General features: G+C 60.7%; 14 protein-coding genes and 4 tRNA genes. 4 read left to right on the top strand and 14 right to left on the bottom strand.

Annotated elements, in window-relative coordinates; translation table 11 throughout:
• The 3 genes from minE to minC are packed head-to-tail and all read right to left on the bottom strand — an operon-like array spanning position 1 to position 1,812.
• A complete protein-coding gene (gene minE / locus JHD64_RS01025) occupies positions 1-258 on the bottom strand; it encodes a cell division topological specificity factor MinE (RefSeq protein WP_059286884.1) in 258 nt (85 codons plus the stop codon).
• Between the two features lie 3 nt (positions 259-261).
• Complete coding sequence (minD, locus tag JHD64_RS01020; RefSeq protein ID WP_059286883.1) at positions 262-1,074, bottom strand: septum site-determining protein MinD; 813 nt, start codon at positions 1,072-1,074, stop codon at positions 262-264.
• A gap of 24 nt (positions 1,075-1,098) precedes the next feature.
• Positions 1,099-1,812 (bottom strand): septum site-determining protein MinC, encoded by a 714-nt coding sequence (minC, locus tag JHD64_RS01015; RefSeq protein ID WP_059286882.1) that lies wholly within the window; start codon positions 1,810-1,812, stop codon positions 1,099-1,101.
• A 354-nt stretch (positions 1,813-2,166) separates the two neighbouring features.
• Here minC and JHD64_RS01010 point away from each other — a divergent pair, with 354 nt between their 5' ends.
• On the top strand, positions 2,167-2,739 hold the full coding sequence (locus JHD64_RS01010; RefSeq protein WP_059286881.1) for a phasin family protein: 573 nt from the start codon (positions 2,167-2,169) through the stop codon (positions 2,737-2,739).
• 71 nt (positions 2,740-2,810) lie between these two features.
• Here the strand turns inward: JHD64_RS01010 and JHD64_RS01005 are convergent, their stop codons facing one another.
• Together JHD64_RS01005 and JHD64_RS01000 are read right to left on the bottom strand one after the other, a co-directional pair.
• Complete coding sequence (locus JHD64_RS01005; protein WP_199051982.1) at positions 2,811-3,533, bottom strand: hypothetical protein; 723 nt, start codon at positions 3,531-3,533, stop codon at positions 2,811-2,813.
• 9 nt (positions 3,534-3,542) lie between these two features.
• On the bottom strand, positions 3,543-4,442 hold the full coding sequence (locus JHD64_RS01000; RefSeq protein ID WP_199051981.1) for a LysR family transcriptional regulator: 900 nt from the start codon (positions 4,440-4,442) through the stop codon (positions 3,543-3,545).
• Between the two features lie 212 nt (positions 4,443-4,654).
• Between JHD64_RS01000 and JHD64_RS00995 the strand changes: the two genes are divergently transcribed.
• The gene (locus JHD64_RS00995; protein ID WP_059286970.1) at positions 4,655-4,864 is read left to right on the top strand and encodes a hypothetical protein; all 210 of its coding nucleotides are present in this window, start codon (positions 4,655-4,657) and stop codon (positions 4,862-4,864) included.
• A gap of 91 nt (positions 4,865-4,955) precedes the next feature.
• Here the strand turns inward: JHD64_RS00995 and ppa are convergent, their stop codons facing one another.
• Positions 4,956-5,483 (bottom strand): inorganic diphosphatase, encoded by a 528-nt coding sequence (gene ppa / locus JHD64_RS00990; RefSeq protein ID WP_059286971.1) that lies wholly within the window; start codon positions 5,481-5,483, stop codon positions 4,956-4,958.
• A gap of 127 nt (positions 5,484-5,610) precedes the next feature.
• Between ppa and coq7 the strand changes: the two genes are divergently transcribed.
• Positions 5,611-6,231 (top strand): 2-polyprenyl-3-methyl-6-methoxy-1,4-benzoquinone monooxygenase, encoded by a 621-nt coding sequence (gene coq7, locus JHD64_RS00985; RefSeq protein ID WP_199051980.1) that lies wholly within the window; start codon positions 5,611-5,613, stop codon positions 6,229-6,231.
• Positions 6,232-6,372: 141 nt separating this feature from the next.
• Here the strand turns inward: coq7 and JHD64_RS00980 are convergent.
• The 4 genes from JHD64_RS00980 to JHD64_RS00965 form a co-directional block, all read right to left on the bottom strand.
• Positions 6,373-6,447, bottom strand: a tRNA-Glu gene (locus tag JHD64_RS00980).
• A 2-nt stretch (positions 6,448-6,449) separates the two neighbouring features.
• Positions 6,450-6,526, bottom strand: a tRNA-Arg gene (locus JHD64_RS00975).
• A 4-nt stretch (positions 6,527-6,530) separates the two neighbouring features.
• A tRNA-Glu gene (locus tag JHD64_RS00970) sits at positions 6,531-6,605 on the bottom strand.
• 7 nt (positions 6,606-6,612) lie between these two features.
• Positions 6,613-6,689, bottom strand: a tRNA-Arg gene (locus JHD64_RS00965).
• A 259-nt stretch (positions 6,690-6,948) separates the two neighbouring features.
• Here JHD64_RS00965 and JHD64_RS00960 point away from each other — a divergent pair.
• Positions 6,949-8,346: a 3'-5' exonuclease family protein gene (locus JHD64_RS00960; RefSeq protein WP_199051979.1), complete on the top strand. Its 1,398-nt coding sequence runs from the start codon at positions 6,949-6,951 to the stop codon at positions 8,344-8,346.
• 3 nt (positions 8,347-8,349) lie between these two features.
• Here JHD64_RS00960 and JHD64_RS00955 read toward each other — a convergent pair whose 3' ends face one another.
• The 4 genes from JHD64_RS00955 to flhF form a co-directional block, all read right to left on the bottom strand.
• Entirely contained in the window at positions 8,350-9,099 is a 750-nt protein-coding gene (locus JHD64_RS00955) for a flagellar motor protein (RefSeq protein WP_199051978.1), read from the bottom strand.
• Between the two features lie 107 nt (positions 9,100-9,206).
• A complete protein-coding gene (locus JHD64_RS00950) occupies positions 9,207-9,953 on the bottom strand; it encodes an RNA polymerase sigma factor FliA (protein WP_059287377.1) in 747 nt (248 codons plus the stop codon).
• Complete coding sequence (locus tag JHD64_RS00945) at positions 9,950-10,831, bottom strand: flagellar synthesis regulator FleN (RefSeq protein WP_233170277.1); 882 nt, start codon at positions 10,829-10,831, stop codon at positions 9,950-9,952. Before JHD64_RS00945 ends, JHD64_RS00950 begins: the two co-directional genes overlap by 4 nt.
• The gene (gene flhF / locus JHD64_RS00940) at positions 10,828-12,327 is read right to left on the bottom strand and encodes a flagellar biosynthesis protein FlhF (protein WP_199051977.1); all 1,500 of its coding nucleotides are present in this window, start codon (positions 12,325-12,327) and stop codon (positions 10,828-10,830) included. The genes JHD64_RS00945 and flhF overlap by 4 nt, the downstream gene beginning before the upstream one ends.
• Between the last annotated feature and the right edge of the window lie 3 nt (positions 12,328-12,330).

Here is a 12,330-nt window from a genome sequence, read left to right as displayed (position 1 = left end):
TTAGCGCTGATGCTCCGGCAGGACGATATTGACCTCCAGCACCTCAAAGTCATCCTGGCGTTCTACCTGCACCTTGATGTCATCCAGATTGACCGCCACGTATTTGGAGATCACCTCCATCAGTTCGCGTTGCAGGGCGGGCAGGTAGTCAGGGGCGCTGCGACCATTGCGCTCGTGCGCCAGGATGATCTGCAGACGTTCTCTGGCAATGGCGGCGGTCTTCTGGCGCTTGCCGAACAGGATGTCGATTAGGGACATGGTTTAACCTCCGAACAGGCGCTTGAGCAGGCCCACCTTGGGCGCGTCCAGGAAGCGCATGGGGCGATCTTCGCCCAGGAAACGTGAAATCACGTCGGAATAGGCCTCGGCGACATCGCTGCCCTTGAGGTGGATGGCCGGGGTGCCAGAGTTGGAGGCTTGCAATACGGTCTGCGATTCCGGAATCACGCCGATCAGCGGCACGCGCAGGATTTCCTTGACGTCGTCCACCGACAGCATCTCGCCCTTGTCGACACGGGCCGGCGAGTAGCGGGTAATCAGCAGGTGTTCCTTGACCGGGTCGCCTCCCAGTTCGGCACGGCGCGATTTGGAGGCCAGAATGCCCAGGATGCGGTCGGAGTCGCGCACCGAAGACACTTCCGGGTTGGTGACGATCAGCGCTTCATCGGCAAAGTACAGCGCCAGCAGGGCACCCTTTTCGATACCGGCCGGCGAGTCGCAGACGATGAATTCGAAGCCGCTGTCGGCCAGCTCCTTCAGCACCTTCTCCACGCCCTCTTGCGACAGGGCATCCTTGTCGCGGGTTTGCGAGGCCGGAATGATGTACAGGTTGTCGCAATTCTTGTCCTTGATCAGCGCCTGGTTCAGCGATGCCTCGCCGTTCACCACATTGATCAGGTCGTACACGACACGGCGCTCGCAACCCATGATCAGGTCCAGGTTGCGCAGGCCGACGTCAAAGTCGATGACCACAGTCTTGTGTCCACGCAGGGCCAGGCCGGATGCAAAGCTGGCACTGGTGGTGGTTTTGCCGACACCACCTTTGCCGGAAGTCACGACGATGATTTTTGCCACGGTAAATCCCTTTGGATAATTGAATTATTCGCCAAGCGCGGTCATGACCAGGCGCTCGTTTTCAAGATAGATCTGGGTAGGCTTGCCCTTGATGCTTTCGGGCAGGGCCTGTTCGATAGTGCGATAGACCCCGGCAATGGAGACCAGTTCGGCCTCCATGCTGCGCACGAAAATGCGCGCCGCGGTGTTGCCGCGTGCACCAGCCAGAGCGCGGCCACGCAGCGGGGCATAAATATGGATGTTGCCGTCGGCTATCACCTCGGCACCGGCACTGACCATGGCCAGCACGATCAGGTCGCCGCCGCGGGCGTAAATCTGCTGTCCGGCGCGCACCGGACGGTCGATGATCATGGCGGCCACCGGTGCAGGAGCGGGGGCCACTTCCACCGGCTTGCTCACGGCCTCGCTCAGGTTCTGGCGCGGCGGGGTGCTGCTGCGTACATAGGCCAGGCCATAGCGGCTGGCCACCTCGGCCATGCTGCTGTCCGGGTGGCGCAGGGCCACGGCGCGGATACCATGGCGGCTGAGCATGGGCAGCAGGCGGCCGTAATCGGCGTCGGCTGCGGCTGCCAGGGCTTCCACATCCAGCAGGAAGGCTTCGGCCGGGGCATCACCGGCCGGGCCGAAACGGGCCTCCAGCGCAGTGGTCAGTTCTTCCGGATTGTCCGTGCGGAGAATCAGGGCCAGCAGATCCAGGCTGGCAGATTTGATGTCAAAGGCGGTGACCGCAGAGCTCATGGGTAGGCTTTATATAAATAGATTTCTTCTATGGAGCGAGTGTACTGGCTTGCCGTCCCCCTTTCAATGCCGGTGAACTAATCGCTGGCCCTGGTTTTCTGTGCATATTGCGTTGCAAAAAAATCAGCCAGCCGCGCATGGGCTGGAATTGTCGCGATACTGTCATCCATTTGGAATGTTGGTGTTGTAAAAACACATACAAAATAGCTGTTTACGAAATTGTGCGGTGCAACATTTTCTTGACCTGTACCGACCATTTGGTTAAATTACATTTGCTGCTGTGCAGCATTGGCGGCGAAACGGTTGTTGTGACTGTTAAAGCTGAGTTGTATTTCGACATTTCCAGGAGTAGCCATGTTTACCAACACCCAAGAATTTTCTGCTCTCGGCCAGGCGCAGTTCGACAAAGCCGTTCGCCTGTCCTCCATCGTCCTGGCTGGCGCCGAGCGCTTTGCCAACCTGCAGCTGGAACTGACCCGCAAGCTGCTGGACAACAATGCCAAGCACTTCAAGGCCCTGACCGAAGTGAAGGATCCGAAAGCCTTTGCCGAGCTGCAAACCAGCCTGGCACAGCCCAGCCTGGACCAGGCTTTCAGCGTGGCCCGCGAAGTTTACGATGTGGCCGTGACCACCCAGGGCGAACTGAGCTCCTTCGTGGAAGAACAACTGGCTGAACAGAACAAGCTGCTGCTGAGCAATCTGGACCGTCTGTCCAAGAACGCGCCGGCTGGTTCCGATGTTGCCGTTTCCGCACTGAAAACCTTCGTTAACAGCTCCAACGCTGCTTTCGAAAGCGTGTCCAAGACCGCCAAAAAAGTCAGCGCCGAAATTGCTGAAGCCAGCGTAGAAGCTGCCAGCACCCAGGCCAAGGCCACCGCTGCTGCGGTAAGCCGCAAAAAGCCGGCTACGCCTGCTGCGACTGCCTGATTTGTTGCAGTGATACAGAAAACCCGCCACTCGGCGGGTTTTTTATTGCCTGTCATATTACTTGAGGCTGCTTAAGGCTGCTGCAGCGTGGCAAACACCTGCTGCAACATGCTGTGCAGGGTGTCGCGCTGTTGCATGGCCAGCACAATGAGGATGGCCAGATTGGCGGCAAAGTGGCTTTGCGCTGCAACGGGCAGGGCGAAGTTGTGCCTCGCCTCGCTGGCACTGCAGGCCGCCGCGTCTATCCCCTGGCGTTGCAGATAGCCGGCGGAGAGCAAATACAGCTTGTCGGCCAGTTCACTCTGCTGCTGCATGAGCGCTTCCCAGTTGATGCTGCAGGGTTGGCCATTGGCCGGCAGCTGTTGCAGGGCCAGTTGCCAGGCATGGCGCATGGCATTGATGACATGCAGGGTATAGCGGGCGCTGCCCGGCGGCCCGCAATGCAGCCAGCCTCCTGCCAGGGGGGTGGCGCAATCCAGCCAGCTGCGGGCTTCGCTGGTGGCTGTCAATTCGCCGCCGCATAGCAGCATGAAACCGAACTGCTCTCCTTGTGGCAGCCATTGGCCACACACTTCCAGCAAGGCAATCCCGTGCTGTTGGCAATGCCCGGCGCGTTGCAGCAGGTGGTGGCTGTCATCTGCCGCCAGGTCCAGCCAGCAGCTCTCCCCAGCAAAGCCTTGCCAGTCGCCTGGCAGCCATGCCGGCCGTGCGCCAGCGGCGCGCAGCAGGCTGCGTGCTTGCAGGCGCTGGCTAAGCCAGTGCAGGTGAGGAGCGCTGCCCTGAGGCTGAAACATCGCTTGGCCTTATATGATCAGTTGCTGTTGCTGGATGGCCAGTGCCAGGTTGTCAATGAACCAGGCCAATGCCTTGCCGGGAGACTCTTCTTTCCATGCGTAAAACATCTTGGTGCAACCGCGCTTTTCCTTGAGTGATTTTTCCACAAGTTGGCCGTTTTGCAGATAGGGCGTGGCGAGCATGCGCGGCAGGTAGCCTATGCCCAGCCCTGCTGTCATCAGTGCGAGCTTTGCATCCAGTGTATGCACGGTCAGCACATCCTGCCCGTTGAGTATGCCTGCGGTACGTGTCGGCAGGCGGCGCGAAGTGTCGCCCAGCGAAATAATCCGGTGCTGGCGCAAGGTGTGGGCGGACAGCGGCTCGGCTGCGCTGGCCAGCGCATGCTGCGGGCTGACCAGAAAAACAAAATCGATAGTGCCGATTTCCCGGTAGAAGTAGTCCCCTGCCGGCGGGTGGCCGGGTGCGCCCAGTACCAGATCGGCACGCGCATCATACAGTGCATCCCAGATGCCGCCGAAAACCTCGCGGGTAAAGCGCAATTGCGTGCCGCTGTTCAGCTGGTCGAAGCGGGCGATCAGCGGAATGAGCTGCTCGAAGGGGATGAGGTCGCCGATGGTGATGACCAGCTCGCTTTCCCAGCCGGCGGCCTGCTGCAACAGCCGGTGTTCCACCGTGCGAGCGGCATCCAGCAGATTGCGGCCATCGCGCAGCAGGATTTGTCCGGCGGCAGTCAGGCGGGCGCGGTGCCCGCTGCGGTCGAATAGCTGGACGTCCAGGTCTTGCTCCAGCTTCTGGATCACGTAGCTGACGGCGGAAGTGACCCGGTGCAATTCGTCGGCAGCAGCGGCAAAGCTGCCATTGCGATCGATGGCATCCAGCACCAGCAGGGCATCCAGAGAGATTTTCATGTTCGATTATTTTGAATGAAATGTTCAGATCATTTCGCTATCAACAGGAATGACTCGCGTTTAATATCTGTTTCACCAACCCGATGCAAGCAATAACGCGGTTTTGAAGTTTTAATTGTACAGACCTGGCCGATGATGTCATCAAAATAATTGAAGCATATTGCTGGTCTGTAGCACGCCGCTTGCATCCTGCTAACCGAATGGAGTGAATCATGTTGAAGAAATTGATGCTGGCTGTTGTGGTTTCCAATGCGCTGGTGGCTGTTGCCATGGCCGATAGCGATGTCCGCAGCCGTCCGGACAAGGAGGTCGTGCAAAAGTACGAACAGCAGTTCAGTCAGAGTGATGCGCAACGCAAGGCCGCTGATGATCATGCCGGCAAGAGCATTGCCGCCAATCGGGCCGACTACCGTAATCACTGATGCGGTCAGCCAAATAAAAACGCCAGTGCATGCACTGGCGTTTTTTTGTCCGTAACGGACGCAAGCCTGCACGGCAGGCTGTGCGATGTCATTACTTGGCGAAGCGTTCAATGCCTTCCACCAGTTCGGTCTTGGCATCTTCCAGGGTGCCCCAGCCGTGGATCTTGACCCACTTGCCCTTTTCCAGGTCCTTGTAGTGCTCGAAGAAGTGCACCATCTGCGCGCGCAGCAGTTCCGGCAGGTCTTCCAGCTTCTGGATGGACTTGTACATCGGGCACAGTTTTTCCACCGGCACGGCTACCAGCTTGGCATCGATGCCACCGTCGTCTTCCATCTTGATCAGGCCCAGGGCACGACAGCGGATCACCACGCCCGGCGGCAGCGGGAAGGGGGTGACCACCAGCACGTCGACCGGGTCGCCATCACCAGCCAGGGTTTGCGGCACGAAGCCGTAGTTGGCCGGGTACATCATGGAGGTGCCCATGAAACGGTCAACCACCAGGGTATTCCACTCTTTGTCGAATTCGTATTTGATCGGCGCAGCGTTGGCGGAGATTTCGATCACGACGTTGAAGTCGCCCGGCATGTCTTTGCCCGGGCCGATGAGTTCCAGGTTCATCAGGCAGAATCCTTTGTTAATGGTGGTTGTTTACATGGAAATTCTTGCAGGATTATATCAGCAGCTGCCGTGTTGTGCGGTGCACGGGTATAATCTTTGACGGATTTGTGCACCAGTCGGGAACACTATGTTTGACACGCTGATTACCGAATTTGACAAGGGTCTGCGCACCCTGTTTGCGCCGGCGCAAAGCCAGCGTCCCCGGCCGGATGCCGGGCTGGAAGAGCCAGAACTCAGCACGGCGGAAAAGCGCCATGCCATGGGCCTGATGCGGGTGAATCACTGTGGCGAGGTCTGCGCCCAGGCGCTGTATCAGGGCCAGGCGCTGACTGCGCGTAATCCGGCCGCGCGTGAGGCATTGCAGCATGCGGCTTTTGAAGAAGTGGAACATCTGGCCTGGACGGAACAGCGCATTCGCGAACTGGGTGGTCAGCCCAGCCTGCTGGGGCCCTTGTGGTATACCGGTTCGCTGGCCATCGGTGTCACGGCCGGCCTGCTGGGCGACAAATGGAATCTGGGTTTTCTGGAGGAGACCGAGCATCAGGTTGGCGCACACCTGGACAGCCACCTGACGGCGCTGCCTGAAGCTGATGCCAAAAGCCGTGCCATTGTGGCGCAGATGCGCGATGACGAACTGCGTCATGCCGACATGGCGCACGAATATGGTGCTGCACGTTTGCCTGCCCCGGTGAAGGGCTTGATGAAACTGACTGCCAAGGTAATGACGGCCACCAGCTATCGCCTGTAAAGGGGGGGCGGCAGTGCCTGGGACAACATGCCATCTGCGGGTGGCATTTTTCTTGTCTGGCCGTCAGAGCGGGGAGGGGGCGTGCTGATGACAACGCAAATGAAAAAGCCCAGTCTTGCGACTGGGCTTGATCCTGAATCCTGGCGTCCCCACGGGGAATCGAACCCCGGCTACCGCCGTGAAAGGGCGGTGTTCTAACCGCTAAACTATAGGGACTTTGGTGCACCCGGAGCGATTCGAACGCCCGACCCTTTGGTTCGTAGCCAAATACTCTATCCAACTGAGCTACGGGTGCAAAGTGGCGTCCCCACGGGGAATCGAACCCCGGCTACCGCCGTGAAAGGGCGGTGTTCTAACCGCTAAACTATAGGGACGCTGTAGTGGTGCACCCGGAGCGATTCGAACGCCCGACCCTTTGGTTCGTAGCCAAATACTCTATCCAACTGAGCTACGGGTGCACTGTCTCGTAAGACGTTGTGTCTTTCGAGAGAGCGAACTATACAGATTCACTTTTTTTGTGTCAACACTGCGACAGATATTTTTTTGCTTTTCCTGTCGAAACGCCGGGCCAGCCTGTTGCGCCGGTCGCAGCACACCCGGGCCAGCCGGTTCGGCAAATAGCGGCAGGCCGTGTAAGATGGCGTGGCGGATCAGTCTTGTTGCCTGATCCATCCCCTGCCGGTTGTGCCGGCTCATTATTTTGCCCGACGAGACTGCATGCTGTTTGATATCCCCTGGGCCATTGTCGACCTGGAAACCACCGGCGGCCATATCGGCCGCGACCGCATTACTGAAATCGGCATGATCATGCTGGATGGCGATCAGCTGCGGCGCTATCAGACACTGGTCAATCCCTTGCAGCCCATCCCGCCCTTCATCGAAAACATGACCGGCATCAGCAACGAAATGGTGCAGGCGCAGCCATCCTTTGCCGACATCGCGGCTGCGCTGCTGCCCATGCTGCAAGGGCGTTTGCTGCTGGCGCATAACGTCCGTTTTGATTATGGCTTTTTGCGCAATGAATTCCGTCGCGTCGGGCTGCGCTTGCAAAGCGCCACGCTGTGCACGGTCAAGCTGTCGCGCCGCTTGTATCCGCAGCATTTCAAACACAATCTGGACAGCATCATCCAGCGCCATGGCTTGCAATTGCCTGAGCGGCACCGCGCCATGGCCGATGCCGAGGCGCTGTTGCTGTTCTTGCAGGCGGCCGTGGCCGAGCTGGGCGAGGAGGTGGTGCAAGAGGCCATCCGGCAGGTGCTGGCACAGCCGGAGCTGCCGCCCGGGGTGGATGCGGCGCTGGTGGATGAGCTGCCTGATCTGCCCGGCGTCTATACCATCTGGGGCGAACAGGACGCTGCGCTGTATGTGGGGCGGGCCAGCAATGTGCGCGGCAAGGTGGTGTCGCAGCTGGCGCAGGATGGCAAATACGGCAAGGAGCCGTCGATACAGCGGCCTATCCGTCGTATCGAGTGCCAGGAAACCGTGGGCGAGCTGGGGGCACATCTGCTGGAGCAGCGCCTGCTGCGCGAGTTGCAGCCGTTTTACAATCACCGCAGCCGGCTGGCCAACGATTTGTGCTCGATTCAGCTGGATCATGGCCAGGGCGAGTTCATGCGGCCGGCCATTGTCTATGCCGACCAGCTGGATTTCAGCCGTACTGCTGATTTGTATGGGCTGTTTCGCAGCCCGAAAGAGGCGCGCAAGGTATTGGCCGAAATCGCCAATGGCAATGGCTTGTGTCAGTCGGTACTGGGAGTGGAGGCGCTGACCAGCCGTAAGGGCGCGGGCTGCGCCGGCATCGGCAGCGGGCGTTGCCGCGGTGCCTGCATCGGCAAGGAAGCGGCGCCACAGCACAATATGCGCTTGATGCAGGCGCTGGCGCGCATCAAGGTCAAGCCCTGGCCGTTTCCGTCGCCGGTGGCGGTGGTGGAAACCGACGAAGTCACCGGCGTGGCGGTGGAACATGTTTTCGACCGCTGGTGCTATCTGGGTTCGCGTGCCGCCGGCGAACAAGCGCTGGCCGGGACGCCGAGCTTTGACATCGATACCTACAAATTGCTGGATGCCTATCTGAAAAAGCCGGCAGAGGGCAGCAGTCTCAGGTTGCTGGGCTAGCGCTTATTCGTGCATGGCCTGGAAGCTGCGCAAGCGGCTTTCGATGATGCGTGGATTTTCACCATTGGCGATGGCCACCAGTCCTTCCACCACCATTTCCTTCAGCGCGATCTCGGCGGCCACCAGATGCTTGAGCTTGTTGGCCACCGGCAGGAAAAACAGGTTGGCGGAGCCGACGCCATACACGGTGGCGACAAAGGCCACGGCGATGCCGGCACCCAGCTTGGACGGGTCAGACAGGTTTTCCATGACGTGGATCAGCCCCAGCACCGCGCCGAGAATCCCCATGGTGGGGGCATAGCCGCCGGCCGATTCCCACACCCGCGCCGCCTGCTTGCGCGCATGTTCGAACATGCCGATTTCCACTTCCATCACCCCGCGCAGCACCTCGGGTTCGGCGCCATCCACCACCATTTGCAGGGCTTTACGGGTAAACGCGTCTTTCTGCTGACCGACATAGCCTTCCAGTGACAACAGGCCGCCGCGGCGTGCGCTCTGGCTCCAGTTCACCACTTCGCGGATCAGTTTTTCGTGGTCCTGCGGCGGCGGCTGGAAAATCCACTTGATCATGCGCATGCCGGCAACAAACTGCTTGGGGGTGCTTTGCAGCATGACGGCACTCATGGTGCCGCCAATCACGATCATGAAGGCGGTCAGTTGCAGCAGGGAGCCAATATTGCCCCCTTCGATGGCCTGACCTGCGATGATGGCCGTCAGGCCCATGACGATGGCGATGATGCTGATCTTGTCCACGCGGAATTCCGTTATCTTTATCTGAGCAAGCGGATGGTTTCACCCGCGGTTTCCGGTGTATTGCGACCGGATGGCCGGGCTGCAGTGTGCCAGACCGTCAACACGCGCTAGATCCATTCCTTCATTTTGGCCCGAATACGGGCGATAGCCTGGGTATGCAGCTGACAGACGCGGGATTCCGATACTTCCAGTACCGCGCCGATTTCTTTCAGGTTCAGTTCCTGCTCGTAGTACAGGGCCATGACCAGCTGGTCGCGCTCGGGCAGGGTCTTGATGGCGTCGACCAGTGCCTGGCGGAAGTCGCCGTCGGCCAACACCTGCAGCGGGTTGGGGGCGTTGCTGTCTTCGATATTGGCGATGGCGTCATTCAGGCTTTCGCCTTCGCCATCGGAAAAATCTTCAAAGTGCACCAGGCTCAGCCCTTTGCAATCGCCCAGCATGCTTTGGTAGTCGTCCAGCTCCACGCCCAGTGCCGCGGCAATTTCCGACTCCAGCGGCGCGCGGCCCAGTTTTTGTTCCAGCTTGTTGATGTTGTCTTCGATCTGCCGTGCCTGACGCCTTGCCTGGCGCGGCAGCCAGTCCTCGCGACGCAGCTCGTCCAGCATGGCGCCACGGATGCGCTGGCTGGCAAAGGTTTCAAACTGCACGCCTTGCAACGGATCGAACTGCCGTGCGGCATCAATCAGGCCAATGATGCCGACCTGGACCAGATCATCCATCTCCACCGAAGCGGGCAGGCGGGCCATCAGCATGCCGGCGAGCTTTTTCACCAGCGGCAGGTGGTTCTGTACATCGATTTCCGGGGCGGTGACCGCACCCGCATAGCCTTTGCGGCGTAGGGACGGCAGTGTCATCGTCGTTTTGCTCCATCGGCCTCGGCCCAGTCGCGCGAGGTGGCTATCAGCATGTCCATGAAGCCGGTGTCGTGGCGTTCGGTTTCCGGGCTGTCCCATTGCGGCAGCACGGCGGCCAGCTGGGAAAAGGCGGTGGCGGCTTCGCTGTCGGGGAAGGCTTCCATCAGCGGGCGGCGCAGGGCCTGGCTGCGGCGTACGGCATTGTCGGCCGGGACAAAGCCGACCCAGCGCAGCGAGACGCTGAGGAACTCGCTGGTCACGGCAGCCAGCCTGTTGAACAGATCGCGTGCTTCTTCCAGATGACGGGCCCGGTTGATCAGCACATTGAAGCGTTGGCGGCCAAAACCGGCGGACAGGCGCTTGATGTTGGCGTAGGCGCTGGTCATCGAATCGGCGGCCGGGCTGAGCACCAGGATCAGGTTGTCCGCCACACTGGCGGGAACCGGGTCGGTGGCGGTGGCGGGGACATCGATCATCAATACCGTGCTGTCGCGCTCGAGTGCGGCGAATTCGCTACCCAGCCGCAACCATAGCTGGGCCGAGAACAAGGCGCGCTCTTCCGGCCGGGCATACAGGTTGATCAGCTGGATGCCCTGACGCGAGGTGGTCATCATTTCATCCAGCCCGCCCACGCTGACCATCTGGCTTTCCAGGGTGGCGGTGGTGGGCGTGCCGAGCCGGCGTGCCTGCACCTGTCCCAGGCTGCAGTCGACGACCAGTGGCCGGTGGCCGGCATAGGCCAGGCCCAGCGACAGCTCGGTGACCAGCGTGCTGGCCCCGGCCTTGTCCGAGCCGATGAAGGCAAAGCTGGGCGCACGGCTGGCCTGGGCGGTAAGACGGCGCAGGCTGGCGGCCTGGTCTTGCAGATGGCTGTTCATAACCAGCTGGCCTGCGCGGAGTTCATGATGGTCAGTTCATCACCTTGCAGGCTGAAGGGAGAGCCCGGTTGCGGCGCGCGCAGGGCGCGGTCGACCAGAAAGGCGGCGTTGGCCGAGTGCAGGTCTTCCGGCACACGCTGGCCGTTGGTGATGTAAAACAGCTTGAGCCGGTTGCGGATGATGACATCCATGCTGGGGCCCATGCTGACTGCTTCGTCGATCTTGGACAGGATGCAGCCGGCCAGGCCATTGCCGCGGTAGTGGCGCACCACGTCTTCCAGCGTGTGGCCATCGGCATTGGCTGCCAGCAACAGCAGGCGTTCCACCTGCCGGCCTGCACCGCGGAACATTTCGATCTGGCCGGTGACGCGGGCGTCGCGCTGGCTCATGCCGACGGTGTCGATGAATACCAGATGGCGGTTGGACAGATCAGCCAGCGTCAGTTGCAGATCGCCTTCGTTCTGGATGGAAAACACCGGTATGCCCAGAATCTTGCCGTAAATGCGCAGTTGGTCCTGTGCGCCAATCCGGTAGCTGTCGGTGGTGATCAGCGCCACATGCTGGGCGCCGAAGCGCATGGTGGCATGGGCGGCCAGCTTGGCCACGGTGGTGGTCTTGCCCACCCCGGTGGGGCCAACCAGTGCATACACGCCACCCTTGTCCATGATGTCGTGGTTGGCGTCGGCGCACTTGAGGTTGTGCATCAGCGCCGAACGTGCCCATTTGATGGCAATGTCGCCCTCGTACTGGGCCGGCATCTTTTCGATCAGCTGGCGGATCAGGTTGGCTGAAAAACCCATGCCCAGCAGATGCTTGAACAGCTCGATGCGATTGGGGGTCTTGCCCTCCATGTCCGACCAGGCAAAGCTGGCCAGCTGGCTTTGCAGCAGGCTGCGCAGCAGCTTGATCTCATCGCCGATCTGCTTGAGTTCCTGCGCCATCACCTCCGGCTCTTCATCCTCCGCCGCGGCTTTGGCCGGTCGCGCTGTGTTGCCGTTGGCTGCCGGGCCGGCCGCCACCGTCTGCATCTTCACCAGCGATTCCGGCACCATGCTGGCCGGCGCCGGCCGTGCCGGGGGGGGAGTTTGCGGGCTGACGTTGAAATTGACGGCGGGCGTTTCGGCCAGTGACGGTTCGATGCGCTGCTGCGGGCGCGGGGCCGGGCTGTCGATGCGCGGTGGTGCCGGGCTTTCCAGCGGTTCCACCGGCATGGCATAGGTGCGGGCAATGGCGCGGTTGGTGGCGGCGCTGGGGGCGACCGGGGCCGGTGGTACCGGACGGCTGACTGCCGGCGCGTTACGGGCCGGGTGCTTGCTGCCCGGCGTGGAGAGATTGGTGGCCAGGTTGGCGACATCCGCATCCGCCACGGCCATGATCTCTACGCCGCCTCCCATTGTCGGGCGATTGGACAAGATGAGGGCGTCGGCACCCAGTTCCTCGCGGACCTGTCTGAGTGCATCACGTGTGGTTTTTCCGAAGAATTTTTTTACCACCATTGT

Origin of the sequence: Aquitalea sp. ASV15 (assembly GCF_016429115.1) — a bacterium.
In the GTDB taxonomy this organism is placed as follows: Bacteria; Pseudomonadota; Gammaproteobacteria; order Burkholderiales; family Chromobacteriaceae; genus Aquitalea; species Aquitalea magnusonii.
This window is presented reverse-complemented; position numbering and strand designations above follow the sequence as displayed.